At 45.3% G+C, this 26308-nt stretch carries 24 protein-coding genes and 1 tRNA gene; 5 read left to right on the plus strand and 20 right to left on the minus strand.

Features of this window, described 5'->3' with window-relative positions:
• Positions 1-26 precede the first annotated feature (26 nt).
• From CEK71_RS05005 to rmuC, 8 genes are all read right to left on the minus strand, one after another.
• Entirely contained in the window at positions 27-3368 is a 3342-nt protein-coding gene (locus CEK71_RS05005; RefSeq protein WP_088618357.1) for a DEAD/DEAH box helicase, read from the minus strand.
• On the minus strand, positions 3365-4981 hold the full coding sequence (locus tag CEK71_RS05010; RefSeq protein WP_088618358.1) for an EH signature domain-containing protein: 1617 nt from the start codon (positions 4979-4981) through the stop codon (positions 3365-3367). The genes CEK71_RS05005 and CEK71_RS05010 overlap by 4 nt, the downstream gene beginning before the upstream one ends.
• A gap of 8 nt (positions 4982-4989) precedes the next feature.
• Positions 4990-5487, minus strand: a complete 498-nt coding sequence (locus CEK71_RS05015) for a type II toxin-antitoxin system VapC family toxin (protein ID WP_157678999.1) — start codon at positions 5485-5487, stop codon at positions 4990-4992.
• On the minus strand, positions 5484-5729 hold the full coding sequence (locus tag CEK71_RS05020; RefSeq protein ID WP_088618360.1) for an AbrB/MazE/SpoVT family DNA-binding domain-containing protein: 246 nt from the start codon (positions 5727-5729) through the stop codon (positions 5484-5486). The genes CEK71_RS05015 and CEK71_RS05020 overlap by 4 nt, the downstream gene beginning before the upstream one ends.
• A gap of 114 nt (positions 5730-5843) precedes the next feature.
• Positions 5844-6671: an SEL1-like repeat protein gene (locus tag CEK71_RS05025; protein ID WP_088618361.1), complete on the minus strand. Its 828-nt coding sequence runs from the start codon at positions 6669-6671 to the stop codon at positions 5844-5846.
• Between the two features lie 9 nt (positions 6672-6680).
• Entirely contained in the window at positions 6681-7406 is a 726-nt protein-coding gene (locus tag CEK71_RS05030; RefSeq protein WP_088618362.1) for a flagellar motor protein MotB, read from the minus strand.
• Positions 7407-7409: 3 nt separating this feature from the next.
• The gene (zorA, locus tag CEK71_RS05035) at positions 7410-10043 is read right to left on the minus strand and encodes an anti-phage ZorAB system protein ZorA (protein WP_157679001.1); all 2634 of its coding nucleotides are present in this window, start codon (positions 10041-10043) and stop codon (positions 7410-7412) included.
• Positions 10044-10146: 103 nt separating this feature from the next.
• Positions 10147-11757 carry a DNA recombination protein RmuC gene (rmuC, locus tag CEK71_RS05040; protein WP_232463767.1) on the minus strand — a complete coding sequence of 537 codons (1611 nt, stop codon included), beginning with the start codon at positions 11755-11757 and terminating at the stop codon, positions 10147-10149.
• 377 nt (positions 11758-12134) lie between these two features.
• Here rmuC and CEK71_RS22430 point away from each other — a divergent pair, with 377 nt between their 5' ends.
• The 3 genes from CEK71_RS22430 to CEK71_RS05050 all read left to right on the plus strand — a co-directional run bounded on the left by CEK71_RS22430 (position 12135) and on the right by CEK71_RS05050 (position 14467).
• Positions 12135-12359, plus strand: coding sequence for a hypothetical protein (locus CEK71_RS22430; protein WP_157679003.1), 225 nt, complete (start codon positions 12135-12137; stop codon positions 12357-12359).
• Positions 12360-13626: 1267 nt separating this feature from the next.
• Positions 13627-14037: a hypothetical protein gene (locus tag CEK71_RS05045; RefSeq protein ID WP_157679005.1), complete on the plus strand. Its 411-nt coding sequence runs from the start codon at positions 13627-13629 to the stop codon at positions 14035-14037.
• Positions 14038-14167: 130 nt separating this feature from the next.
• Complete coding sequence (locus CEK71_RS05050) at positions 14168-14467, plus strand: RES family NAD+ phosphorylase (protein ID WP_088618366.1); 300 nt, start codon at positions 14168-14170, stop codon at positions 14465-14467.
• A 33-nt stretch (positions 14468-14500) separates the two neighbouring features.
• On the opposite strand, the gene CEK71_RS05055 is transcribed toward CEK71_RS05050, so the two are convergent.
• Positions 14501-15094, minus strand: a complete 594-nt coding sequence (locus CEK71_RS05055; RefSeq protein WP_088618367.1) for a hypothetical protein — start codon at positions 15092-15094, stop codon at positions 14501-14503.
• A gap of 116 nt (positions 15095-15210) precedes the next feature.
• On the opposite strand from CEK71_RS05055, the gene CEK71_RS24110 reads away from it, so the two are divergent.
• Entirely contained in the window at positions 15211-15444 is a 234-nt protein-coding gene (locus CEK71_RS24110; RefSeq protein ID WP_088618368.1) for a helix-turn-helix transcriptional regulator, read from the plus strand.
• Positions 15445-15449: 5 nt separating this feature from the next.
• On the plus strand, positions 15450-17300 hold the full coding sequence (locus CEK71_RS05065; RefSeq protein WP_157679006.1) for a hypothetical protein: 1851 nt from the start codon (positions 15450-15452) through the stop codon (positions 17298-17300).
• 311 nt (positions 17301-17611) lie between these two features.
• Here the strand turns inward: CEK71_RS05065 and CEK71_RS05070 are convergent.
• The 11 genes from CEK71_RS05070 to rpmJ form a co-directional block, all read right to left on the minus strand.
• Positions 17612-17688, minus strand: a tRNA-Pro gene (locus tag CEK71_RS05070).
• Positions 17689-17950: 262 nt separating this feature from the next.
• A complete protein-coding gene (gene dapD, locus CEK71_RS05075; protein ID WP_088618370.1) occupies positions 17951-18766 on the minus strand; it encodes a 2,3,4,5-tetrahydropyridine-2,6-dicarboxylate N-succinyltransferase in 816 nt (271 codons plus the stop codon).
• 11 nt (positions 18767-18777) lie between these two features.
• Positions 18778-19980, minus strand: a complete 1203-nt coding sequence (gene dapC, locus CEK71_RS05080) for a succinyldiaminopimelate transaminase (RefSeq protein WP_088618371.1) — start codon at positions 19978-19980, stop codon at positions 18778-18780.
• Positions 19981-20050: 70 nt separating this feature from the next.
• Positions 20051-20827 (minus strand): M48 family metallopeptidase, encoded by a 777-nt coding sequence (locus CEK71_RS05085; protein ID WP_088618372.1) that lies wholly within the window; start codon positions 20825-20827, stop codon positions 20051-20053.
• 239 nt (positions 20828-21066) lie between these two features.
• Positions 21067-22818, minus strand: coding sequence for a hypothetical protein (locus tag CEK71_RS05090; protein WP_088618373.1), 1752 nt, complete (start codon positions 22816-22818; stop codon positions 21067-21069).
• A 442-nt stretch (positions 22819-23260) separates the two neighbouring features.
• Complete coding sequence (gene rplQ / locus CEK71_RS05095; RefSeq protein ID WP_088618374.1) at positions 23261-23623, minus strand: 50S ribosomal protein L17; 363 nt, start codon at positions 23621-23623, stop codon at positions 23261-23263.
• Between the two features lie 21 nt (positions 23624-23644).
• Positions 23645-24661: a DNA-directed RNA polymerase subunit alpha gene (locus CEK71_RS05100; RefSeq protein ID WP_088618375.1), complete on the minus strand. Its 1017-nt coding sequence runs from the start codon at positions 24659-24661 to the stop codon at positions 23645-23647.
• Positions 24662-24681: 20 nt separating this feature from the next.
• Complete coding sequence (gene rpsD / locus CEK71_RS05105; protein WP_088618376.1) at positions 24682-25302, minus strand: 30S ribosomal protein S4; 621 nt, start codon at positions 25300-25302, stop codon at positions 24682-24684.
• A gap of 18 nt (positions 25303-25320) precedes the next feature.
• The gene (gene rpsK, locus CEK71_RS05110) at positions 25321-25707 is read right to left on the minus strand and encodes a 30S ribosomal protein S11 (RefSeq protein ID WP_088618377.1); all 387 of its coding nucleotides are present in this window, start codon (positions 25705-25707) and stop codon (positions 25321-25323) included.
• A gap of 25 nt (positions 25708-25732) precedes the next feature.
• The gene (rpsM, locus tag CEK71_RS05115; RefSeq protein WP_088618378.1) at positions 25733-26089 is read right to left on the minus strand and encodes a 30S ribosomal protein S13; all 357 of its coding nucleotides are present in this window, start codon (positions 26087-26089) and stop codon (positions 25733-25735) included.
• A 75-nt stretch (positions 26090-26164) separates the two neighbouring features.
• Entirely contained in the window at positions 26165-26278 is a 114-nt protein-coding gene (gene rpmJ / locus CEK71_RS05120; RefSeq protein WP_083930166.1) for a 50S ribosomal protein L36, read from the minus strand.
• Positions 26279-26308 lie beyond the last annotated feature (30 nt).

Below are 26308 nucleotides of genomic sequence, written 5' to 3' on the forward strand. Positions count from 1 at the left end.
TATTTTTGCAACTAAAGTCTTTTAGTTCAGTAGCGTTTGTTTTTTTCGGCAAAAACCGCGCCACCCTCAGGAGCCCCAAGATCATCGAAGTCAGAAGATGATAGATCGCCGCAGCCGTTCAACATGTCATCGGAGAGACATCTTTTCCAGCTTAACAATTTGTCGAGCTTCATATCGAAGGTAACGAATTCAGCAGTAATCACTGGGTAATAGATGTAAACATCTTTTGTTTGACCAATGCGATAAGCCCTATCAGTTGCTTGGTCTTCCTTAGCAGGATTCCAGGTTCGGGTGTAGTGAATGACATGATTTGCAGCTTGGATGTTGACGCCAAATCCAACAGCTAATGGGGAGAGGATAATTATACCAAAACCAGGTTTTTCTTGAAAAGCTTTTATTCGTTTTTGCCTGCTATTGGCTACCGAAGCTGCCGCCGAAGTAGAACCATTAATAATGTCGGGTAACACCTTAAAACGTTCGGCTATATAGCGTTGAAGTTGTCGTTGCAGGTCAAGAAACTCGACAAACACTATAACTTTGTCGTTTCGTTGCCTAATATCAACCAATAATTCTAAAAGCCATTTTAACTTCGGCGATTTCATTTCTCTTTCTGAGAGCGGCTCATCAAGTGAGGCTTTAGAGCCAATCGGATAAGGACTTGTGCAAAGTTGTCGTAAGTATTGAATCAGGCCTAAGTGATTTTTTATAGCACTGTCGCTTTGTTTTTCTTGATAACCTTGAATAACCTGTCGATATAGATCTCGCTGATAAGTTGACAGCGGTAACAAGCGACAACTTTCAACTTCGATTTTACTGGGGAGGTCTTTAGCCACTTGTGCTTTAGTTCGCCTAAGCGTTTGAGGCTCAATCAAAGACCTTAATTCATTGACACGGGCTTTCTCCTCTTCAGTTTTAGCTTCAATAGGTCGTCGGTAGCGTGATCCGAAATCATTTAAAGCACCCAATAGTCCAGGCTGAATAAAGTCAAACAGACACCATAAATCAGCCAGTGAATTTTCTACCGGGGTTCCTGTACATGCAATTTTCAGACGAACATTTTGCTTTTTAGCTGAGCGGGTTACCAGCGCATTAGGATTTTTAATTTTCTGGGCTTCATCACAAACCATAATCGACCAACGCTGAGATGCTAAAGAAAGCTCTAAATCTCGCAAGGTTTCATAAGTCGTCAATACCACTTTGGTATTTCCCAGCCAATTAGGCACTAAGAATTTGACTAAGCCCTCGCGCACTAATTGGGGATCGATTTCTGACCGGTCAAGCTTTTGATCACTTAACTGTTTACCATACAACATCAAGACTGACATAGCATCTGGCGTGAAAAACTTGTCGATTTCCTCTAGCCAATTTTCCAGTAATGACACAGGAGCTACAATCAGGATAGGGTCAATATGGGGTTCATCCTCCATGCAACGAGCGATAAACGTAAGAATTTGAAGGGTTTTCCCCAAACCCATGTCGTCAGCTAATAATGCGCCTCGACAATGCTGCGGGGACTGGTGCCAAAGATGTTGGAGCCATGCGACCCCTTGCAGTTGATGTTGTTTGAGGCTAACGGATTCACGTAACACGCTGGGCAATTTTACCTGACTATCGCTAGGTAGCTCTAAAGCTTGCTTTCTATTTTCTTGGTAATCGACCGTGTAAATATTGCTTTTTAGCAATAATGATTTAGCTGAGGATTTTTGTTGTTTAGCGGTAAATTCGCCTTTTCGTATCTGTTCTTCAGTGGTTTGAATAACTTCCAGAATTTGTTTGGCTTCAGCAACCGACACAGGTTTATCAACACCTGGAATAGAAACCATATCTAATTGCTTTTGTTCTGCTTGATCAATCGCCTCTTGAATAGATTCTCTGCCACTGTTACTTAATTGAAAATTTACAGGCGTTGCCGAATTGTCTGGCGTAAAAGCAAGGCCAAACTCTACATTTGATGGCACCCAACCTTCTTCGTCAGATTTTCTGGCAATAAACGGCGAAACATAATTTTTTTCAACACCAATGCCTTCTATGCGGCCGGAATAACGACCCAGATCAAAAATATCAGCATAGGCAATACTAATATGATGTGCGGGCAACCATTCCGACAGAAGTAGTTTCAGGTTTACCAATTGATATTCGGCATCGCCCAAAATTTCAAGTTCATAGCCTTCCCAAGCCAAGCATTGAAAACCCATTTGAATTTGTTTATCGAAGCGTTTGATAAAATTTTCCAGCTCCTTGGTATCTGCAAATGAATAGCGATTGGTTTGTTGATTTGTAGAGGACGTAGATTCGATTAGTAAACCTACACCAATAACCTTACCGTTTTCGTCATAGTCAACATCGATAAAAAACTGTTCAAACTCAATGCCAGCGGCCTCCCTGGCTTCTTCGAATTGAGCTTCATCAATTACCGCAACAGCAGCATCTCCCAACGCGGCATAGGGATTTCGAATGAAGGCTTCTGCACGTTGCCCTGCCACATAACGTCCCGGCCAGCGCCGTAATTCCTGAAGCACCGAGCGTACTTGAGGCGAAACCAACACTTGAATAATCCCTTGGCCGTCTGGAATGTCATAACGTTCAGGCACTATTGCAAATTTATCAAATGTATCCAGCCATTGCTGCGGCGCCCCATCAAAATTGGGTTCTACTTGGACGGTTTTATTGCCCGAACTGGCTGATTTATGTAAATGCAGGAGTAACTTTTCTGGAGACAACACTACAGTTCGCTGTAAAAAATCCACCATTGGCACCTGTGCAGAACTAGCATGGCGGCGTATTAAGCTCCAAGATTGCCGATTAGTTTGGGGCGTCCTGCTGTCTTTAGGTAGGCGATAAAAAGTACGCACTTCACCAACCAAACGCCAAACGGCTTCTGTTAAAAGGAATTGCTCATCTTGGTACTGGATAACCGCGCCAGTAACCTCTGGAGCTATTGCAAGCTTGTTTCCTTGCTGATTTACCCAATCACTTAATGTGATGCGAAAATCCAAATCTTCCAAAGAACCTGTGCTGGCAAGACTGGGGCGAAAATCAGTAAATTCAGGCAATTTCAGTAGATTGAGCAATTCATTCGAACTGCCCACTTCATCCGCCAAAAGCTTATACAGCGAATCCCAGCTTAAAAATAACTGGTTTTCGATTAGCGCTATACGCCCCAATTCCTCAACCTGATTAAGTAGGCTAATGCTGGTTGAATCTTGACCAAAACACTGCCATTGGTTCATCCAATCAGTTAATTCCGGTATAACGCCATAATAAATACCATCGTCTGTAAATTGGGTATTCAGATAGTGGGAAGCCTTTGATGTAACGGCGACTTTGTGGCTGGCTTTAAATGGCCATAATTTTTTAAACTCCATCATTCCCGCCACCAACCCCGGCCTTCTTTATATCGGAAACCGGCACTTTTTAACATGGATGCCGATCCATGGGTTTGAGGCACATGTACCCAAATTGCCCCGCCTTTGTCTCTATGATCATCAAAATGCAAGTTTTGTGAAATGCAGAAAGCCTCAATACTCTTGCTGTCCAAAGATTGTAACGATTGATTGGTTGATGAGGATAAGGCTTCATATTTGCTTTTATTCAAGCTCGCATTAGCAAAAGAGCGTAAAAAATCAGCAAATTCTTGCTGCCAACCATCGAAATGGGATAGCTTTCTTTGCCATCCGGAATGTTTGGTATTTTTCAATCCATTTCCTGTTCCTGATACAGTAGTTTGACCTATCGTAAAAGGAAGATTATCAGCGCTAAATATATGGCAAGCGTTATTTTGCTTACCAAACTCAATGAAAACAAAATTACCAATCTTCATTAAAAACGCATTGTCATTGTTTTGATTACTGTCTATTAATCGCATACAGTGACCTTCCATTTGTGTACGAATTCTTTTGAAATCAGCCTGCTGGTTATAAAAACTATTGTTTCCTAGTGCTAACCAAAAATCATCAATGGCTTCGGCATATTGCAACCAAAACTCCATTCGCTGGGTATCTGCCTGGCCACCTGCTTGCAATAGCACGAAGAAGTCCTTTATATGTTGCTTGGTTAGCCATAGTTTTACCATTTGAGTGGCTGCATCGCCAATCTGGGCATACCAGAGTGGTTTGTTGGATTCTAACCAGGGACTTTTCCATTCCCGTAACGCCATGTCACGAAGTGCGTGGTGTTCGGCATGTTCTTTACATTGTTCATACCGCCTAAGTAATAAGGCCAAACCTTGAGTGATCATCCCAGTATGCTGCTCCAGAAGCTGTATCAAAAGTGTTAATTGCGATACAAATTCCCCATCTTTCAAGGTGATAGCCGCTTGAACATGAGCCAATACCAACTCCTTCATTACCCAAGTATCATCATCAATACCCAGTCGACTTTTGAGTTCCTCCACAACCGACATATCACCTGCTAACATGGCTTTACCATAAGGTTTGCAAGGATTATCCGCCAGCAAGTTCCGGTGTTCGTAAAGGGCTTGCGCCCATTCCATTACCGGCTTTTGTTTATTCAAAGCTTTGCAGAATTGTGCTAGAAATTCCCGTAACGCCAACCAGTTTTTATGGCCGATGACCTGTTCGGTTTGCTGACCCGGATAACGCAAATAACCTTTCAGTAAACCCTGATAACAGCGCCGAAACTTTCTCGGTTCTGGTTGTAGCAGTTCGACTTCTTTGAGTAGCTTAGAAAACAAAGTTTCATGTTCAATAACTCGAGTTAAAGGCGTACCGTAAGGAGATGACACGCCAAAGCACACATATTTAACGTCTCGGTACGTCGATAGATGGTGGTTTTTCAAATAATCAATCACCGCTGCCGCTATGCCTAGCTGGTCTTCTGCACCTCGTGAAATATCACCATATTCTGTGCGTAAACTTTGCGTGGTTCGCGCCATCTCTTCGGACAAATCCGGGATAGGGGTTAGCAGTGCTTCGGCATTGATTTGCAGCAAACGGTTACGGAAAGTAGCAATTGAATTCATGCAAATGTCTAAACCTTAGCTTTCGCTTTGCTTGTGGTGATTGACAGGTTCGCCCATAAAACCGTCAAATCATCGCTGATTGTTAAATCAGCAAGATTACGCAGAAATTTCACAAACAGGAAACAGATTATGACGTTGTGGGCGCGACGTGCGAACTTACGGTCATCGAAGGTCAAAAATGCACTGCAAGCCGCAGATGCAGCCAAATGCAGGGCATCTGGAAACTCAAGACCAGCACGACACCCTGTTATGGCTGTTCGAAGCGAAAGCTCATCTTCGATAACAACATTCGGCAAGCCTTGCAAATGTTCGAAAACGGTCATGACTTGTTCTGGCGAAAAGCGAAATTTCTCGGCCTGGGTCAGCACCCAGAAAAACTCAAGCAATACCGTTTTTGTCACAAACAATTCGGGTTCATCCCTAAACAGGCGCAAGGCAATCGGCGATTGCTGAGCGTCATCTTGTGCATAGTAGCGCACCAAGATATTAGTATCGACCGACTTCACAACGATTGCACCGCGCCTTTGGCAATGGCAGCGTCCATTTCTTCCAGCGTAACTGTGCTCCCGGTATAACCTAAAATTTTGGAGCCTTCTTCAACCTGCGAGGTTTTATTTTTTCTAACCGGGCGCATAACAATAGCGTCACCTTGGCGTTCAAAAGCCAGTTTAGCACCAGGTTTTAAGCCAAGAGCATGAATGAGATTGTCAGGAATGTGGACATCGCCATGAATGGATAAAGTGGGCATGTAGGTTATTCTCCCAAATGAATTTATGGTACACAGAAAACATTATCCGATTTATGAGGCCGAATGGGTATGGAAAATATAGCAAGTTAATGGTTAAATCGTAGATAAGTTAGATTATTCGATAAACTGATTTGCCAGTAACCAATCTATTGCTCTCCGCCAATAAATACCTTGTTCTGCTAAATCCTTATTTTGCTCTGCAACGATACCAAATAGTTTGGCTATTTTTTTAGTATGCACCAGTTCGACTGAGCGGACGGCAGCATGGCGTGCATATTCAATCAAGACACACTTAATGTCTTCGGTGGATTGTTCTTTAAAACATCGCCGCCACATATCGCTTGCTTGCTCTTTCATTTCGGCTTCCAAAAAGCAATCTGCTGCAACGGAATATCCAAATATTCCGCCACTTTCAATCTCCCGCATTGCCCATTTTAGCGATTCATTTAAATCCTTTTTTACACCATCACCATCTTTATAGGCTAAAGCTAATGCATAATATGCAGGGCTGTAGCCAAGTCCCGCAGATTGCATGAATAATTTGAATGAAATTTTTAAATCAGGAATAATTTTGCTGCTGCCGAATTGATACTCTTCTGCCAAATCAAAAAGCCGTTTGCCCTCAGCGTATTCCTCATCATCAGTGTCTTTTACAAGCTGATTATTAATTACGGCTTCATCTCTGATCTTGATAAATGCCCGAATCACCTCATACGGCAGAGCTGAAAAAGCTTTATCCACTTTGACGATGATTCCATCTGCCTTGAGTCGCTGAATGAACTGCTTCATGATGACTTTGGTATCGTTAAAACCCTCATAGCACAATAAATGACTAGGTAAAGGCAGTTCATCGAGCCAATCTTCAGGCTCCTCTTCCGTTGCGGTCAAAATCATGTTGTAAGGCGGGTCTTCCAGCATGGCGATACAAATATATCCGGTCATGTTTTTCTCCTAAAGGGCACAAGTGCCAAAGCTATCCTCGATAGTCGTGGGCGGAGTACGAGAGGGTTCTTTAATACCTCTAAATTCCAGCCTTAATTCAATTCTTCGGCTTTCTTCCAGGGTGTCTTTTTGCGAATTGGAGGAATAGCCACCAACCAGAAATAGCTGGCGAATGTCTTCTTGCTGTTGTGACGACAGTTCAGCTTCCCCCAAATCGTGTTTGGCTAGCAGTACGCATAGCACCCGTTGGCTGCGCTGCATACTCAAATTAAGGTTGAGCAAGTAACTACCGCGTTTATCGGCAAAGCCTTCCACAACGATACGCTTCAGCCAATCCTTGCCCAGCTCACTGTTGGCAATTTCCAATACATGAGGAATAAAAGTACGCAGTAAACGCGCTTGATCTTTATTGAGTTGGTGACTGGCCGTATCAAAGCGGGCGCGGTCACCAAAATCAACCGTCTGACGATCACGGTTGACATGGATACCTGAAAATTGAGGGTCTTTTTGTGTGGCTTGTTCTACTTTGTCCAATAACTTTTCGATGGCTTCTTTACGCGCATCGGCGGCGCGTTGTTCTTCGGACACAGTTTTGGTGACCGCCAGCAGAGCCACACTCATAACCAGCAAGAACATTACCATCAAAGCGGTCATTAAATCGGCAAAGGAAATCCAAAACGGTTTTTCGGCTTCATCCTTAAGCTTTTTGCCAATAGTGATACGGGTGCCAAGCATGGTCTATCTCCGATCCGCAATATTATCTGCCACTTCACCCAGTTCTTCGATGGCGGTTTTCAAGTAGTCGACCGCATCCTTGAGTTCTTTCTGATAAGCGGTATTACTTGATTTCAGCCCCTTCACGACGTTGCTGGCAAAAACTTCGTGTGCATTTCCCAATTCTTCACAGACTGCTTTAAAAATGCCATCAACCGATGATTGCGCCTGTTGTAGCTGTTCGGCAGATTGTTTGATCTGATTGACCAAGGCTTGCGAGACGGCCGCGTCCTTTTTCGCGGCTTCAACGGTGGCTTTCAATGCTTCGACCATTCCTGACATTACTTTACCCGCCGTGTTGTAATCATTGAGCGCGGTTTGTACGGTGACGGCGGCGGTGTTGAGGGCAATGGAGGTGGTCGCCATTTTGTCGGTTACGGTTTTGGTTTGCTGGATAACACCGGCGACACTATTACCGGATTTGGCAAAGTTATCAGCAGCCATTGAGAGCGTTCCGGCACTGTTTTCCATGCGCTGGATATTGTCTTTGGTGACATCTCGCATAGCCGCCACAGCCGTTTGCATAGACTTTGCAGCCTCATTGGTTTGCGCTGTCATGGCTTGCAGTTGCAGGCTCAACTGTTCAACCAATCGGTTGGCTTGTTCCGCTAGTTGTTGCTGTGTGGAGTGGTGCAACAGCGTCGATTGCTGTGCCTGTTGGGTCATTAAATCTACAAAATCAGTGACCGTTTTATTGAGGCTATTGACGGTATGTTCGACTTTTTCATTGATTGAAACTAATGTGGCCTGCATGTTTTCAAAAAACCGGCGTTGCTGTCCGTTTTGCGCTGATGCGGCTTGTAGCGCATTTTCCTTAAGGGCTTCAACCATGACTTGGAGTTGCTGCTGCACAACAGTTTGGGCGGCGGTAGCTTGTTCATCAATGCTTGCCATACTACTTTGCATTCTTCCTGTCAGCGCTTCAACAGTATGTTGCGTATGCTGTGAAAGTGTTTTGTGTTGCTCGGCATTAAGAGTGGCGGTTTGGGCGGATTGTTCTTTCATTACATCAATCATTCCGGCAAGTTGCTGTTCCATTGCCGACAGACTGGTTTGCACTTGGGTTGCCAGTTCCTGATTTAAAGCCGAAGCATTCTGTTGCAGTTTATCCTGCTGATTTTGATAAGTATCGGCAGCGGCTTGGGCTTGGGCTTGAAGCTGTTCAGTCATCGCCGCCACTTGGCCACCCAGTAAAGCAAAGGTTTGCTGAAGTTGACTATTGGTTTCTGATTGTGAAGATTGCACCATCTCGCGCAACTGGCTGACAAATTCTGTCATGGTCGTATTTAAGGCAAGTTGTCTGGCTTCCATTGACTCAAGCGCGGCACTCAAGCGCTCACTCATCACCTCCGCTGCATTTTTTCCCGCATCACCCAAGCTATTGGCAAGCTGATCAAAGCGAGCAACGGTAGATTGCATAGCCGTGGTGGTTTGCTGTAACAACTGATTGATGTCGCCCATTTGCCCACCAAACATGTCTTTCATTTGCTCCGAAAAAGCTACCAATGCCTCATTGAGCGCACGGGTGACCACTTCGCCATTCGTATCCGTCGTGGTATTGACGGCAGCCGCAATTTTTTGCAGTGGCTCACTTAAACTATCTGAAATGGCTTGGGCGATACGGTTGCCGCTATTCTCGGAACTGATTGCGAAACTCGCGGCAATGGCTTCAGTTTGCTGGAGAGTCATTTTTTCCAGCATTTCCTTCAAGTCTAAAACCAAAGCATCTTTGAGCTGCATGGTTTGTGTCGCGCTGCTTTCACCCGCTTTGACCAACCTTGATAAATATTCTTCTCCAGCACCGCTTACGAATAACCCATCCAGTAATTGACAGAGCTCTTCAACCTGTTTAATACGGCGCGTGACAATAAGCTTTTCCAGAAATGTTGTAATCATGGCTAAGGTGATGGCGCTTGCTGACACAGCAAACGCTTCGACCACACCATGAATTAACGCGTCCAAACTAAGGCGAACAGTTTCAGGATTGCTACTGACGGAAAACGTTGATAGCCCCCGCAACAATCCGGCGAAAGTACCAATAATTCCTATACCAGTCAGAATGCCTGGTTGATGTTTGAAATATTCAGTTTTTAGTTCTACAGCAACCAGCGTTTCGACATTAAAATACACTTCTGCCGGAACGGTAGAACGCCAGCAAACTACGCGTTCTTGTCCCATTTCGTCAGGAGCCGTTTGTGGATGCAGGGTTTCGGCAAATTCGATCCAGCAATGATTCAGCTTAGGAAGCGTCATGATCTCATTACCAATAAAAACAATGTCTATTGCTTTGCTTTTGCAAGTTATATTTTGGAGTTTCTTTATCGCTTGAGCTAAATGTTGTTCCAACCGTTGCGAAGGAATAAAAAACTTGAAAAAAAAGTATCCGATTAAAGTTAAGATGATCGAACCCAAAATCCATAAATGCCAATAGGCTTTCAGGTTATCTACATTGATAAAATCCATTACAAGTCCTGTTATAGTGTCAATATTGCTCTTCGTAGCCACAGAATCTAAACTCAATGCAGCCGTGATATTTATTTCAATATTTAAGGTTAAAACCACCGGCTTTAGCCGGTTAGCTTTAGCATTAATGTTCAAAAAAACAACTCGACAGCGCGGGACACAATGTGGGTGGACTTTAGTCCTCTGTGTCCCGCGCTAACCAACCTACTTTCAGCAGGTTTCTATTAAGTTATTGAAATTAATCAAGATTATCAATAGGTAGTAAAGGTGTTTCGCTGTCTACTTCCAGCGCCTCCACGCCGCGAAGCTTGCGTTCCATCACTTTTGTACGTGTCGTTTGTAAGTTTTCAAGTGAGGTCGATGCAGAATTAATATGTTTGTGGACAGTAGCCAATTGCTCGGAATATTTGACGAATTCGGTTTTTACTTCGGCAAGTACCTTCCACACTTCGCTGCTGCGTTTTTGTACGGCTAAGGTTCTGAACCCCATATTTAGACTGCTCAACAACGCAGACAATGTCGTAGGCCCGGTAACGGTGATACGGTAGGTACGCTGCAATCGCTCAAATAGCGCGGGGTGACGTAACACTTCCGCATACAGGCTTTCAATCGGCAGAAACATGATCGCAAAATCGGTGGTATGCGGTGGGTCGATATATTTACCGCTAATGTCTTTGGCAAAGCTTTCTATGGCTTTTAAGAGTAGTTTTTGTGCGGCATCAATTGTGACAATATTGCCTTCTTCCAATGCAAGCAGTAAGGTTTGATAACTTTCCAATGGGAATTTAGAATCAATCGGCAACCAGACGGTTTTTTCGTCAGATTTCCCCGGCAATTTGATGGCAAATTCGACGTTTTCCCGGCTGCCTTGTTTGGTAGCGACGTTGACGGCGTATTGGTCAGGGGACATGATTTGTTCAAGGATATTACCCAGTTGATACTCGCCCAATATCCCGCGTGTTTTGACATTAGATAGCACTTTTTTAAGATCACCAACGCCAATAGCCAAGGTTTGCATTTCACCCAAGCCTTTATGGACTTGCTCCAAACGGTCGCTGACTTGTTTAAATGATTCGCCCAGACGTTTTTCCAAGGTTTCATGAAGTTTATCATCGACCGTTTTACGCATTTCGTTAAGCTGTTGAGTATTGTCTTCGCGTATGGCCTTTAATTGATTTTCTATGGTTTGACGGATGTCAAGAATGCTGTTTTTAGCCTGCTCATTAGCTTCAGACTGTTGTTTGTTTAAATCTGAAAAGCGGGTGCGTAATTGCTCGTTAAATTCCTTAATCCCTTCTGAAAATTTGCCTTCAAATGATTTCAGGCTGGCGGTTAATTCATTGCGATTTTCCTTGGCATCATTTTTTATAACGCCTTCAAAAGCATTGAGTCTTTCTAGAGTTTTATCCCGAAACTCGTCCTGCTTTTTGTTAAGTGCCTCGCTGGTTATGTGAAATGATTGCGAAACACTCTGCTTAAACTCGTTGGAATTGTTGATTAGTTTTTCGGAAAGCTCGTTCAACGCGGCTTTGAATGAGTTGAGTTGCTGAATTTGTATCGCGCCGTTTTCAGATATTCGCTTAAGCAGTGTGTCTTGCAGGTTTTTAAAAACATCTTGAATTTCACGGCGATTTTCGGCACTGACCTCCCGAAGTTCTTTCCTTGATTCAGATAAGCCATTGTTTAAGCCGTCTTGAATATTAAGCAGTAATCGCGTCAATTCGGGGTCGGTGGCAGTATTTTCATTTAAACGTTTATTGATTTTCAAAAATACAATTGTAATAAAGATCAATAAGACGATTAGAATTAATCCGCCAATCATTAGGTATATAAATAGAGGTTCTGTCATGGCAGATATAGTACTAAATGGCTTTTAACCGTTAATTGTTGAAAAAAATTCTTTTTCGCGAAAAGCTTTGTTTAACGCGGGCAGTGATTTTCTCTCAACGTCACGTCTAATAAGGCTTCCATAATAAACGGTGACATTGCCTAATAAATTGAACTCAATCATCCCGACTGAGTTGTATTTGTCGCAATTCTACATTATTTGCTTATTTGTAGCAGTTTTTCATAATGCAAACCACTGGCAGAAACGGTAAAAAGGCATTAAATCTTATGCTAACAAAGTCATTTTTGTAGGTAAATGTTTTTATTCGTCAGTTTTAGGAATAAGACCAGTCATTCAATAAACGAATGGCTATATGACGGAATGACAGCATAGCAGCTATGTCCGAGAAGATATTCCGCAAAAGAGAGGTTTCCGAACGGCTTTTGCCATGTGGATGCGGCGGAGTAGCAATGCAGCCGGGTGGAAAAGCAGTCAAAGTGCAGCGGACATTGCAGTGTAAATCCAAAGCTGTTGCAGTAGCAATTCCGTGGTGGTTTTCACCAATTACAGGTGCTATCTACTATAATCACCGAAATGATAAGGGCGAAAAACATCAATATTAGAAGTTACGCATTGACAGAAAGGACTTTTTGAAAACCATGCCAATATGAAGTGATGTAAAAATTTTTACTTTTTAAAATCAAAATATTGAAAATTTAAATTTATAGATTCCCTTTAAATTATGACTGGGCTGTATTTTTCACAAAGAATATTTAAGTGCATGATTTTTATATAGTCTCCGCTGTCAATGCGTAACTTCTAAATATTATGGCAGGATTCGGTCTACATAACGGACGGTCAACAATGCCCAGAACGGCTTTTTTGGGGCTTAACTGACCGACAATAATGGTATAAAATGTGTGGCATGTGTATCCTAAATTCCTTGCCAGGAATTTGAGGAAGACAGCGAGAATTTTGTGGTTTCCATTAGGAACCCGAAAGATGTGCCAGTTCAGCACGAAAAATAACGAATAAACATTGCGGATATTTCGCGAATATAGAAACAAAGTGGCCTTTAGGCCATGAATTAAAAACAAAACGGCTCGGCTGTGATTTAAAAACAACGCGGATATTTCCGCAATATTATAGATCAATAGCTTATTAACGCGTAATCAACTGCGTATATAAGCATAACTTTACTCACATCGACAGCATCCCTGATGCTGGCATCGACTATTTCATTTTACCGTTTGTTCCACTAGGAACGTCGGCTTCACTTCGTTTTGCCACCTGCACTCGCCAGGCCAAGGTAAAACTATCCTCCTTCGATGCAATCAGAAAACACCGTTTTTGCGGCTTTTTTCCTGCGTCCACCACATCCCGCGCCGATCCAAAACACCCACGTCCAGTGGCTCAGTTTTGCCCCCCTCGTGCGCCCCAAAACCGTTTATGTCGGACATAAACGGTTTTTACAACACCCCTCAACCCTACGTCCTACGCGGACAACAGCTTTTTCAAGCTTGGAGGTTATCGGGGGTTTTTCTTTGATTGGAAGCTTGAATAGAGCGTTGTTTCTGTCGTTTTGTGACAGAAATTTGGGCTGACCACCACTCTTTTCCTATCAGGACAACCACATATTCTCGCTTCGCGCAGCGAGTCAGAAATTGCGCGTCTCAGGTCAATTTTTGCACACCCTCCGCCGGCTAGGTAAGCCGTGCTCTTCATTAACCTTTATTATTTTTTTGGTTTTGTGTGCAATATTGGCCTTCATTCCGACCAAAGGGCGATACATCAGCTGTCTTGGCAATAAAGGGAGACACCCCTTGGTGGATAAAACTGATTTGAATGGGCTTATCGCCCAGTTATTAAATGATTGATAGGAATCTCACTATGAGCAAGACAGAAAAACCTACAACACCATCCGCAGTGGACGCGGGCAATCACCATTCTGTGCCGACTGATATGGCCGCAGCCGAGCAATTGGTCAAAAACGGAGTTTTGTTTCTGGCATTATTGAATTGTTGGCCATTTTTGGGCGGTCACACCCTGTCGGGTGACAAACTTGAGAAACGGTGGCAGATCATACGGTCGTTTTTTTGCAGTTTGATTGCCGAAATGAATAAGGTATTCAGAGAAACTGACGGAGGGTCGAAGGCGGCAGAACAGCCTGCTTTAGCGTTCATCAGCCAATGGCATCCGAATGCGGGTATCGAGCTTGTTGAATTAAATAACACGGAGGCTGAGCTGTATGGCGGCGACCAAAACATTGGTATCTGTTTCCGGCGCATGATATTTGGGTAAAAGGATATTTTTATCAAAACTGGATCATTAGCCGCCAACGCTTTGGCGGCTAATGATGGCGGCAAAACTGCCACTACTGCCCTGCTCCCACTATCATGGGAGCAGGGTCACAACCGGATTAGGGTGAAATATGTCTACACTGTCTGAACAGGTTATAAGCCTGTCCTACCGTTATGTCAGTAAGGGCAGCAAGGAAATTTCAAAGCCAGTGACGAAAGACGGCAGCGAACATATTGAATATGTGCCATCGCAAGTTGTTTCAGAGTATTTCGCCTTAGTATTTCAGCCCGCTAAAGGCAAAAATCTGGATGGAATTCTTTATCCCAGCTCGGTTCACTCTGGCGGGCGTAATTTGGTTTTGTTTCCTAGCGAAAGGACATTTGAACCCATATTCGATCAGGTCGGATTTTTATCTGGGTGGATGCTTTAGAAAAGCGACTTACGATGAAAACGAGTCTGTTTCTCAAGATTTAAGCGTAAGTTCCTTGTCATCTTGGGTGTTGGCGGCATTCTTAAAAAATTCTTTAACCAATTTTAATAGTTCATCAGAGCTTTCTAGGGCTTTTTCAAAGTCATCAAGGTTTATATTAGGGTCTAACAATTTCAGAATTTTCAGTCGCGGATATAAACCAAATCTCGCCTTAGCCTTCCTCACCATGGAAAGGGAGGTTCTTTTAAGGCCAATTAAATTAGCCAGTTCCTCGTCCGTATCACTTTTAATCAATTTTTTTACTAACGCGAGAAGCTGTGCGTCTGCTTCTGGGGATTCGCCGTCTTTTATATCTGCCAACGCAATGATAGCTGCATGATCCTGAATTTTTTCAGCAATCACTTCCGCAAGATATTTTGGCGCAAGACTTTGTATGAAACTAACGGCTGATAAATACCCAAGTTTGTCGAGTATTTTGAGCCGTTGCAAGTTACCTAATTTCACTTCATTTGCGCGTATTTTATAGATCGCGTGCCTTGTAAGCTTTAAATAATCAGCCAGTTGGACATCGGTTTTATAGCCAAGATAACCTTTAAGCGCATCCAATAATTCAATATCACTGTTCATAATAAATGGTGATTACATTGACATACCATTTTATATTCCTTAAAATTGCTTCCGAGTAAGTCTTATTTAGTGCATAAACATATTTTTCAGTATATCAATCCAACAAGGTGATGTCGATGACATACGATAATAGTAACAATTTAACCGCGCCCGCTGTATCAACTAATGTACAACCTGAACTCTGGCGTTTACCCAAAGTTTGTAAGTTTGTTGGCTTATCAAAATCAACCATTTATCAAATGATTCAAAATAAAAAATTCCCCGCCCCTTTAAAAATAGGTGCGAGGGCTGTCGCGTGGAGAGCCGATATTATCACGAAATGGATACAAGATCGTCCGCTTTCGATGTAATTCTTATGACAAAAAATGACATTCTATTAAATGGTTCTGCTAGCGTTGACAAAGCAAAATCTAAAATGATTGAAAATCAACTTATTGTTGACGTTGAAAATAATCCAGACGGAGAAAAACGCCAAAATGAAGTTGCCCAAATTGCCAACGTTGCCACTATTGAAGAAGCCATTAAGATAGTCGAAGATGTTTTGCCAATTTGCGGCAACAATCCTGAGGAATTGTTTTCCGCCCAATTTTTAGATGCGCTTAGACTAATCAAATCTAACCCTCAGTTATGGGCAACTTATCGCACCAAACTGAAAACCGCCAAACCTAGTGCGGTATTGATGGCGGATATTGATCAAGCATCGGCACAACCTCATGACAATATTAATAAAGCCGGCGATTCCGTCGCCTCAGAATTAATTGAACTGGTAAAAAACCGCTGTGAATTGTTTTTTGATACCCAGGCCAATAAGAGTTTTGTATCACTCGATAGTGATGGAGTGACGCATACGCTAGCGATTGGTAGCCGATATTTTATTGAATGGTTAAGTTATGCTTATTACAAAGCCACAAGCGGTGAAGGTTCTTCAGGTCGATCAGCCAGTGAAGCGGCAATTCGTCAAGCCAGTTTTGTCTTAGCAGGCATTGCCAAACATGAAGGGCACCAGCAAACCGTACATTTGCGCGTATCGGAAAATAATGGCTGTCGTTATATCTTCCTAGCGGACGATAGATTGCGTGTTATCGAAATTTCGCCTACAGGTTGGAAGTTGCGGGACAAAACGCCTATAAAATTTTGGAAGCCAGCATCAATGCAACCTTTACCGATACCACAAATAGGTGGGGATTTTTCGTTATTATGGCAATTTATCAACATACCAGAAAACAGCAGGCTTTTAGTTCTGGCATGGATTTTAGAAACTTTCCGTGCAGAAACACCCAAGCCTATTTTAGCCCTGTGTGGCACTCAGGGGAGTGCTAAATCATCAACCCAAAGCAAACTTAGACAATTGATTGATAATAACACGGTCAATTTACGGGCTGCACCAAAATCTGTAGAGGATGTTTTTGTAAGTGCCGGCTGTAATTGGTTAGTGAGTTTTGAAAATCTCTCTAAACTGACACCACAAATCCAAGATGCGCTTTGTACATTGGCCACAGGGGGCGGTTTTGCTACCCGGACGCTTTACACCAATGCGGACGAAACCATCATTGAAGTGAAACGCCCTGTCATTATTAACTCCATACCCAATGTCATCACTGCCCAAGACTTAAGCGACCGAGCTATCAGCATAGAATTGCCATCAATTATCTATAGGGAAGAAACTGAAATAAATTTCCAATGGAATGCGGCCAAGTCATCCATTTTGGGGGGCTTGCTGGATTTATTTGTTTCAACAATGGCACAACTTCCCTACGTTAAGCTAATTAATCCGCCCCGCATGGCTGATTTCACCAAACTGGGTGAAGCAATGGCGCAAATACAAGGTTATTCACCAGGAACGTTTGAGGCTATATACAAAGCTAATCGGGCAGAGAGTATTGGCCGCACTCTGGAATCGTCACCAGTAGCCGTTGCCATCTGCGAAATGGCCGAAAAATGCGCCGCAAATTCATCAACCATTTTCTATGGCACCGTAAAATCATTGCTTGAAGAATTAGCCTTGCATAGACATGATACGGAAAATTGGCCGAAATCGCCAAAAGGCTTAAGTGATGTGTTAAAACGCCAATCACCTGCATTGGCAGCACTTGGCATTGAAATTATCTCCGGCAATCGGATCGAGCGGGTTGGTGGCAGCCGAGGGTTAACAGTAACTATCAAGAAACATGGCGGCAACTTTGGCAACTTTGGCAACATGAATTGATTAGTTTTACCCCACAAAAATATACAAGTACCGCTTGACCTTGCATAGTGGTCAGCTTCAAAAAACTTGAAATTCAGAAAGAATCAGGAATAAAGAGGTGAAGAAACTTGATGCTTGTAAAAGCTTCGCCAAGTTAGATGGTGAAAATAAAAATGATATGGAACGATTGGGCAATAACAGCGATGTATAACATTATGGATATTTTTTGCCTAACTGCGGCCAGCACTAAAAATTGTTATACCGTATGTTATACCGAAACCTAAAAACAGACTGGATACAAAAAATGCTATTTTATAACCTTTTGATTTTATTGGTCGGGACGACAGGATTTGAACCTGCGACCACTTGTCCCCCAGACAAGTGCGCTACCAAGCTGCGCTACGCCCCGATATAGTTTCCCGAAGAGTTTATGTCTAGTCGAAAAAGACGATCATTATACTATTTATATTCGCTCAAAACCATAAATTTAATCTTTTCCCCAGCAAAAAACTAGCCCTTGCCGTTAAGCTTTGTGGTCTTTTCAATATTGGGCAAGATATAAACCCACCGTTTAAAGCCTTTCGGGTCTTACCGACCCGAAAGGCCTAGACGACAATGCCGCGTCCGTCCGCTAGTTGCCCGACGGCGCGGCCTTCCGCAAGCAGCGGGGCTTAGTCTCTCAACAGCTCGTTAATGCCGGTTTTGCTGCGGGTCCTCTCGTCCACTTGTTTGATGATAACGGCGCAATACAGGCTGTAAGTGCCGTCTGCCGAAGGCAGGTTGCCGGAGACGACCACGGAACCGGCGGGGATGCGTCCGTAGCTGACTTCGCCCGTCATGCGGTTGAAAATTTTGGTGCTTTGGCCGATATACACGCCCATGGAAATGACGCAACCGTCTTCAACGATCACGCCTTCGACGATTTCGGAACGCGCCCCGATAAAGCAGTTGTCGCCGATGATGGTGGGGTTGGCTTGCAGCGGCTCTAACACGCCGCCAATGCCGACACCGCCGGACAGGTGGACGTTTTTGCCGATTTGCGCACAAGAGCCGACCGTCACCCAAGTATCGACCATCGTGCCGCTGTCAACGTAGGCGCCAATATTGACGTAAGAAGGCATCAGGATAGCGCCAGGGGCGATATACGAGCCATGGCGGGCGACGGCATTGGGAACGACGCGAACGCCCGCTTCGGCGAAATCCGCTTCGCTGTAGTTGGCGAATTTACATTCCACTTTGTCGTAGTAACGGGTGTTGCCGCCGTCCATCAGGCGGTTTTCGTTGATACGGAACGACAATAACACGGCTTTTTTCAACCATTGGTGGGTCACCCAGTCGCCGTCGATTTTTTCGGCGACGCGCAGTTTGCCGCTGTCCAGCAATTTCAGGGTTTCGGTGACGGCCTCACGCACTTCGGGGCTGGCTGTGCTGGGGGTGATGTCGGCACGGTTTTCAAAAGCGGTGTTAATGGTGTTTTCTAAGGTCATGGCTGTTCTTTTTATAAGATGTTAAGGAAGTTTTTAATACGGTGGGCGGATTTTATACAGGCATCCAAGGGTGCGACCAAGGCAATCCTGACGTGATTTGCGCCGGGGTTAATGCCGTTAAATTCGCGCGAGAGAAAGCTGCCGGGCAATACGGTCAGGTTCTCGTGGGCGAACAGTTGCCGGGCAAATTCGGTGTCGCTGAACGGCGTTTTCAGCCAGACATAGAAGCTGGCGGGCGGTTGGTTAACCGGACAGGCTTCGCTGAGGATGCTGATAAAGGCGGTGAATTTTTCGCGGTATAAGCGGCGGTTGTCTATAACGTGCCGCTCGTCCTGCCAGGCTTTGATGCTGGCGTGTTGGGTAGGCAGGGGCATGGCGCAGCCTTGGTAGGTGCGGTATTGGAAATACTGCCGCAAGATGTCGGCATCGCCCGCGACAAAGCCGGAGCGCAAGCCGGGGGCGTTGGAACGCTTGGATAGGCTATGGAAGACCACGCAACGCTTAAAAGCGGTGTTGCCCATTGCATAGGCGGTCTGTAACAGGCCGACGGGCGGTTGGGCTTCGTCGTCGTACAATTCGCTGTAACATTCGTCGGAGGCGATGATAAAGTCGTGTTGTTCGGCCAAGTTCAGCAAGGTTTGTTGCTGCTGTTGCGACATGACCGCGCCGCTGGGATTGCCGGGCGAGCAGATATAGAGCAGTTGGCAGCGTTGCCAAACACTGTCGGGGACGCTGGCAAAATCCGGCAAGTACCCGGTCGCTTCGGTGGTGTTGACGAAATAAGTGTCCGCCCCCGCCAGCAAGGCCGCGCCTTCGTAGATTTGGTAAAACGGGTTGGGCATGACCACTAAAGGCTTGACGGCAACGCTGGCATCAACAACGCATTGGGCGAAGGAAAACAACGCCTCGCGCGTACCGCTGACGGGCAGGACGTGGCTATCGGGGTCGAGAGCCGCGACCGGGATCGCGTAACGTTGCGCCAACCATTCGGCAATGGCCAACCGCAGTTCGATAATGCCCTTGGTGGTGGGATAAATCCCCAAACCTTGGCTATGCGCTAATAAGGCTTCTTGGATGAAGTGCGGCGTGGGGTGGCTGGGTTCGCCAATGGACAGGACAATCGGGGCTTTGTCATGCGGCGGGGTAATGCCCTGCTTCAGTTGCGCCAGTTTTTCAAACGGGTAAGGATGCAGGCTTGCTAGGTTTGGGTTCATGGCTTCAGTCTAACGCATAAAAGGTCTTAGGGTGTCCGGTAGTGGCGGACTCCTGTCAATATCGGCTTGTTTAACGGCAATGTGGGCGTTTACCTGCGGCTTGGGCTTGCTCATAGTAAGCCAGCGCTTGGGGCATATGTTGTTGTAAATTGCCGATACGGGTGGCATCGGAAGGATGGGTGGACATAATTTCGGCAGGTTGCTGGCCTTGTGACGCTTGGGCCATTTTTTCCCATAAGGTGATGCTTTGTCTGGGGTCAAAGCCGGATTTTGCCATCAGTTCCTGGCCGATCACATCCGCTTCGCTTTCATGGGTACGGCTAAAGGGCAACAGTATGCCGTATTGCGCACCGAGGCCGAGCAAACCTAAAACTTGGGGGCTTTGCCCCCACGAGGTTTGTTGGGCTAACGCCATGCCCTGCTTGGCGAGCATCTGTTCGGAGGCGCGTTCATTACTGTGCTTGGCTAAGACATGCCCTACTTCATGGCCGATAACTGCCGCCAATTGGTCTTGGTTGCCGTTTACCAGTTTGATTAAGCCAGTATACACGCCGATTTTATTGCCGGGTAAGGCAAATGCATTAACGGCGGCATCGTCAAACACTACCACTTCCCACTTGCCGCCCATCTGCTGGGTAATGGCGCTAGCCACACAATGGGCCAGTTTATTAAACTGGGGATTGCGGCTAATGGCTTTTTCGGTTTTCATGGCGCTAAAGGTCTGTAGGCCCATTTGGTCAATTTGCGCATCAGGCATAACCATTAACTGGCTGCGGCCAGTAGGGCTAGTTGTACAAGCGGCCAATACCGTAGCTGCAAACAAAGCAAGAAGGTTTTTCTTCAACATGCGTCAATCCGATAGCGTAAAAAAATCGCCATTTTAACGTAACTTGTTAGGCTAGGGTGAAAAAATATCGGCCATCGCGCAGTCGATAGCGTGCCATTGCCAAGTAGCCCTACCCCCTTACTAAGCTCCGTTACTTTACTTGACTGATAGCCTTGGGAACGCGGGCATCCTGTCCACTTTTACGGGTCAAGAAGCCCGCGTCCTCAAACTAAATCAGCAATGGAAGCCCTCAGACTCCGTTAAGACGACTGCTGCCCCAAGGTGGTGATTTTTTTATACCAACCCTTAAGCTGTTCAGGCAACTGCTTTGTCAAACCGCCGTCAGCGGCGGGTTCGGCAGCAATCTCAAGTGCTGGCTCCGGCTCCGGCGGCAAGGATGGGGCTTTTTTAAAGACATTAAACCACGGTTTGCTGACCGCTTCGGTAGGCTCGGGGATTATTTCGGCGATAGGCTCAGGTTCAGGCGGCGTGGTCTGGGCGGCTTTTTTCAAAAAACCTAACCAGGCAGGTTTATTGCTGGCTGCTTCCGCTATTTCTGGCTCTGTCTCGACAATCGGTTCTGGTTCTGATGGTGCGGTCGGCGGCGCTTTTTTCAAAAAGCTAAACCATTCGGGCTTATTGGGTATGGCGGCAGGCTCCGGCTCAACGGCGACAGCTTGCTCAGGTTCCGGTTCAGGCTCGATAACGGCCTGCTCAGGTTCGGATGCTAGCGGTCGGGACTGGCTGGCCTTTTTAAAGAAATTAAACCACTCCGGCTTATGGGGTGCGGCGGGTGGCTCGGCTTCGGCGATGACAAGCGGCTCTTCTTCCTGAACGGCGGCAACGGTTGCTTCAGGGGCTGGCTCGCTTGGCAGGGACGGCTTTTTGCCTAAATGCAAATCGTTTTTAACGCTGTTAAGCAATTTGGCAAACAAAGGCTGGGCAGGCGGACTAGCCTCAACAAGCTCTGCCTGAGCCGCCTCAGCAATAACCGGTTCCGCAACCGCTTCTTCTGCTTGGACAACGGGCGGCTCAAACACAGGCTCGGCAACTACAACCAGTTCAACTTGCGCAAGCTCCGGTGCGGCGGTAAGCTCAGGAGTCAGCACTAGCGGTTCGGAGGCTGGATTAGCCTCGATCGGCGTGGCGGCCTGCCCTTCCTCTACCAACTCAGTTAACGTGTCAGCTATTTGATGCGAAGGGCGTACCGCCATGCCTAGTGCATCGGATACTTTTAAATAATCGACCTCAAGTTTGGCGATATACGCTTGATAATCGGCGATTTGGGTCTGCAATTCCAGCACTTCGGCACTGCTGGCGGCAACCTTGGCCGCTAATAAGGCTTCGGTTTGGCGCAGCTTATGTCTGCTGGCATTTAAATCGTCAAACACTGTCAGGCGGCTTAAGCGCAAATTTTCAAGGGCCGTTTTATAGGCCTGATTTTGCCGTACCAGCTTCTCGTCGGGCTTGGCGGCTTTGGCTTGCCGCTCTAAGGCCGCGTTTAATTGGCGGACATGTTGCGCCGATTGGTTTAAATCGTCAAACACCCGCAGACGCGCCATTTCTAAGCCAGCTATATACGCTTTTTGCTGACTGATTTTCCCTTGCAGTTTTGCCAAAACGCTGGCGGCAAGCTCTTGCTGCTCAACCAAGGCTTGGGCGGATTGTTCCAAAGACCCATCCTGCTCTACCAAACGGCTAATGGCCTTAGCGACCGCCCCGTTTTGCTGTTGCCAAACGCTAGCCTCTTCCCCGGCTTCCGGCTCGATGGCTAAGGCCGTATTCAAACTGGCCAACACCTCAACCGTCTGTTGTTTAGCCTGCGTCATCGCTCCATCAAGCTCACTATAAGCGGCCTGCACTTGCGCCAGTTCTTGATCGCGTTTCAGCAATATAGCGCGATAACGGGCGCGGACAGACAAACACAGCAACACAGCAATGGCGATACCCGCCGCCCCTAGGCCGGCCGTGCCGCCTAGGTAAGTTTGGATCATGTCTAAATACATTTGCATAACATCCCCTCCTCTAAATGATAGCTTCGCTACGGAAGCGGCAGCTTGTTTCAGCCTACACCACCTACTGTGGCGGGCTTGCTGTCTTCTTGTTAAGTGAAAACCTAAAAAAATCAAGGCATAATCTTCTCAGGCAAAAAAAACCTGCCCAAAGAAGATGGGTGAAATACTAACTGATGTTATGCAAATGAATCCAGTCAAATTTTGTCAGGATTTTTAGCGGCAGGGAATGTCGTCAGAAATGACGGGCAACAAAAGACAATAACGGTACTGATTCGCCCAAGACAGGCATTTACAAAGAAGTCGGCACCGTACTATTAGCCTGATAATGCGGTTGATAAACCGCCCACCCCAAAACGAAAAATTCCGCCGTGCAAAACTTTTGCAGGGCGGAATTCTCTAAACGGCAACCTTAAGGAAATGTAGGCCAAAAAGCCCGGCATCACTCTGGTCTGTCAACTAACTCAACATAGGCCATTGGGGTGTCGTCGCCGGATCTGAAACCGCATTTCATAATCCGCAAATAACCGCCTGAACGGTCTTTATAACGTGGGCCGAGTTCGTTAAACAATTTAGTGACCATATCGCGGTCACGCAGTTTAGCAAATGCCATACGTCTTTTGGCAACGCTGTCTTCTTTAGATAAAGTAATCAGGGGTTCAGCAAAACCCCTTAATTCTTTAGCTTTCGGTAACGTGGTTTTGATCAATTCATGCTTGAACAGTGAATTGACCATATTGCTGAACAGCGCCTTACGGTGGCTACTGTTCATATTAAATTTTCTACCTGATTTACGATGTCTCATGGTAATGATGACCTAATAATATTAATGTGTTGTTGAATGGGATTGGTCGGCCAGATTGTCAGGCGGCCAATTCTCCAAGCGCATACCCAACGACAAGCCTTTCAATGCCAGTATATCTTTTATCTCGGTCAATGATTTCTTACCAAGGTTAGGCGTTTTTAACAGCTCGACTTCGGTACGTTGGATCAAATCACCAATATAGAAAATATTTTCGGCTTTTAAGCAATTGGCTGAACGGACAGTCAATTCAAGATCATCAACCGGACGAAGCAATACAGGTTCGAAGATTTCTTCAACTTCCACTTTCTCTTCTTCAAGCTGATCATTGACTTTTTCAAAATCAACAAAGACAGACAATTGCTCATGCAAGATAGTTGCGGCGAGCTTAATAGTCTGCTCTGGATCGACAGTTCCGTTTGTCTCTAACTCAATAATCAGTTTGTCCAAATTAGTACGCTGTTCGACACGGGTGCTTTCAACCTGATAAGCCACTTTCATAACTGGGCTGTATGAGGCATCCAACTGCAAAGAACCCATGGCGGGCGCGTTATAGCCTTGCAACGCCTTACGCACACTGACAGGCTCGTAACCACGGCCACGACGCACTCTGATCTTCATGTTCAATACGCCAGCTTGGGTCAAGTTGGCGATCACCAGATCAGGGTTGACGATTTCGACATCGTGCGGCAGAGTAATATCACCCGCCAAAACGCTGCCTGCGCCATTTTTAGACAGGGTAAGCTCGACTTCATCTTTTGAATGTAGGATTACCGCCAATTTTTTCAAATTAAGCAGAATGTCGATAACATCTTCCTGAACGCCTTCGATGGTGGTGTATTCATGAAGTACGCCTTCAATCTCTACATCAGTGACTGCACAACCTGGAATAGTTGACAGCAAAACCCTTCTCAAGGCATTACCTAAAGAATGGCCAAAGCCACGTTCAAGCGGCTCAATAACAATTCTTGAATGGTTAGGGGTTTTATTTACAACCTCAACAAGACGAGGCTTCAATAAGCCAGAAATAGAATTCTGCATTTATATCCCTCGAATTTCAATTATTTAGAGTAAAGCTCGACAACTAACTGTTCATTAATATCGGTACCTAAATCAACGCGATCAGGTAATGAAGTGAATGTACCTGTCATATTTTTTGAGTTGACATCAACCCATGCCGGAAAACCATACTGCTCGGTCACTGCCAACGCATCAATAATACGTTGTTGTTTTTTCGCTTTTTCACGCACGGCCACCACATCGCCAGGGGCGACTTGGTAAGACGGGATATTAATCAGCACACCGTTCACTTGCATGGATTTGTGGCTGACCAATTGGCGGGCTTCGGCTCTGGTTGACGCGAAACCCATACGGTAAACGACGTTGTCCAGTCTTGATTCCAGCAGGTTCAACAAGTTCTCACCTGTCGCGCCTTTTTTCATATCAGCAATTTTGTAATAGTTTCTAAATTGCTTTTCCAAAACACCGTAGATGCGGCGCAAACGCTGTTTAGCGCGTAACTGCATCGCATAGTCAGAATTTCTGGCACGCTTGGTGCCATGCTGACCGGGTCTTTGGTCTAATTTACATTTGCCTTCCAAAGATTTGCCTCTGCTTTTTAACAGCAGGTCAGCGCCTTCTCTTCGGCTTAATTTACAGGTAGGGCCTAGATATCTTGCCATATTATTGCTCCAAATTCTCTATACGCGGCGTTTCTTAGGTGGACGGCAACCATTGTGAGGAATGGGAGTGACATCAATAATATTGGTGATTTTGAAGCCGAGGTTATTTAACGATCTAACCGCAGATTCACGTCCAGGACCTGGACCTTTAACCAGTACATCTAAGTTTTTCATGCCAAACTCTTGGGCAACAATACCCGCTTTTTCAGCGGCAACCTGTGCGGCGAACGGGGTACTTTTTCTTGAACCACGAAAACCGGAACCGCCAGAGGTAGCCCAAGACAGAGCGTTCCCTTTTCTATCGGTTATTGTTATTATAGTATTATTAAAAGACGCATGGACATGGACGATACCGTCAACCACTTCTTTTTTAATACGTTTTCTTGAACGATTTGGACTAGCCATTTACTTTTTCTCTTTAAAGAATATCTTATTTTCTAATAGGTTTACGCGGACCTTTTCTAGTCCGGGCATTGGTTCTTGTCCGTTGCCCCCTTAACGGCAGACCACGGCGATGCCTAATCCCGCGATAACAACCTAGATCCATTAAGCGTTTAATATTCATAGAAACTTCGCGGCGAAGATCACCTTCCACTGTCATCTTTGAAACGACTCCACGAATCGTTTCCAACTGATCTTCGGTTAATTCTTTTATTTTAATGGACGGCAATATACCTACTTCCGCACAAATTTCAGATGCAGTTTGACGGCCAACTCCATAAATCGCAGTTAAGGCAATAACTGCGTGCTTATGATCTGGTACATTTATCCCGGCAATACGTGCCATTCAGATACCCCTTTGACTAATATTCTAAAGTTAAGTGCCGAATTATAGCACTATAGAAATAAAGACACAACAAAATCAACCTTGTCGCTGTTTATGTCTGCCATCAAGGCAGATAACCCGAACGACACCGTTTCTTTTGACTATTTTACAATTTCTACAAATTTTTTTTACAGATGCACGAACTTTCACTGCAAACTCCTAATTGTTTTTACAACAAAA

It is taken from the genome of Methylovulum psychrotolerans (assembly GCF_002209385.1).
GTDB lineage: Bacteria > Pseudomonadota > Gammaproteobacteria > Methylococcales > Methylomonadaceae > Methylovulum > Methylovulum psychrotolerans.

Bases quoted from the DNA above. Each gene is read 5' to 3' on its own strand.
- CEK71_RS05005 (WP_088618357.1), bottom strand. From the start codon at position 3,368: ATGATGGAGTTTAAAAAATTATGGCCATTTAAAGCCAGCCACAAAGTC.
- CEK71_RS05010 (WP_088618358.1), bottom strand. From the start codon at position 4,981: ATGAATTCAATTGCTACTTTCCGTAACCGTTTGCTGCAAATCAATGCC.
- CEK71_RS05020 (WP_088618360.1), bottom strand. From the start codon at position 5,729: ATGCCCACTTTATCCATTCATGGCGATGTCCACATTCCTGACAATCTC.
- CEK71_RS05025 (WP_088618361.1), bottom strand. From the start codon at position 6,671: ATGACCGGATATATTTGTATCGCCATGCTGGAAGACCCGCCTTACAAC.
- CEK71_RS05030 (WP_088618362.1), bottom strand. From the start codon at position 7,406: ATGCTTGGCACCCGTATCACTATTGGCAAAAAGCTTAAGGATGAAGCC.
- rmuC (WP_232463767.1), bottom strand. From the start codon at position 11,757: ATGACAGAACCTCTATTTATATACCTAATGATTGGCGGATTAATTCTA.
- CEK71_RS22430 (WP_157679003.1), top strand. From the start codon at position 12,135: ATGTCCGAGAAGATATTCCGCAAAAGAGAGGTTTCCGAACGGCTTTTG.
- CEK71_RS05045 (WP_157679005.1), top strand. From the start codon at position 13,627: ATGAGCAAGACAGAAAAACCTACAACACCATCCGCAGTGGACGCGGGC.
- CEK71_RS05050 (WP_088618366.1), top strand. From the start codon at position 14,168: ATGTCTACACTGTCTGAACAGGTTATAAGCCTGTCCTACCGTTATGTC.
- CEK71_RS05055 (WP_088618367.1), bottom strand. From the start codon at position 15,094: ATGAACAGTGATATTGAATTATTGGATGCGCTTAAAGGTTATCTTGGC.
- CEK71_RS24110 (WP_088618368.1), top strand. From the start codon at position 15,211: ATGACATACGATAATAGTAACAATTTAACCGCGCCCGCTGTATCAACT.
- CEK71_RS05065 (WP_157679006.1), top strand. From the start codon at position 15,450: ATGACAAAAAATGACATTCTATTAAATGGTTCTGCTAGCGTTGACAAA.
- dapD (WP_088618370.1), bottom strand. From the start codon at position 18,766: ATGACCTTAGAAAACACCATTAACACCGCTTTTGAAAACCGTGCCGAC.
- dapC (WP_088618371.1), bottom strand. From the start codon at position 19,980: ATGAACCCAAACCTAGCAAGCCTGCATCCTTACCCGTTTGAAAAACTG.
- CEK71_RS05085 (WP_088618372.1), bottom strand. From the start codon at position 20,827: ATGTTGAAGAAAAACCTTCTTGCTTTGTTTGCAGCTACGGTATTGGCC.
- CEK71_RS05090 (WP_088618373.1), bottom strand. From the start codon at position 22,818: ATGCAAATGTATTTAGACATGATCCAAACTTACCTAGGCGGCACGGCC.
- rplQ (WP_088618374.1), bottom strand. From the start codon at position 23,623: ATGAGACATCGTAAATCAGGTAGAAAATTTAATATGAACAGTAGCCAC.
- CEK71_RS05100 (WP_088618375.1), bottom strand. From the start codon at position 24,661: ATGCAGAATTCTATTTCTGGCTTATTGAAGCCTCGTCTTGTTGAGGTT.
- rpsD (WP_088618376.1), bottom strand. From the start codon at position 25,302: ATGGCAAGATATCTAGGCCCTACCTGTAAATTAAGCCGAAGAGAAGGC.
- rpsK (WP_088618377.1), bottom strand. From the start codon at position 25,707: ATGGCTAGTCCAAATCGTTCAAGAAAACGTATTAAAAAAGAAGTGGTT.
- rpsM (WP_088618378.1), bottom strand. From the start codon at position 26,089: ATGGCACGTATTGCCGGGATAAATGTACCAGATCATAAGCACGCAGTT.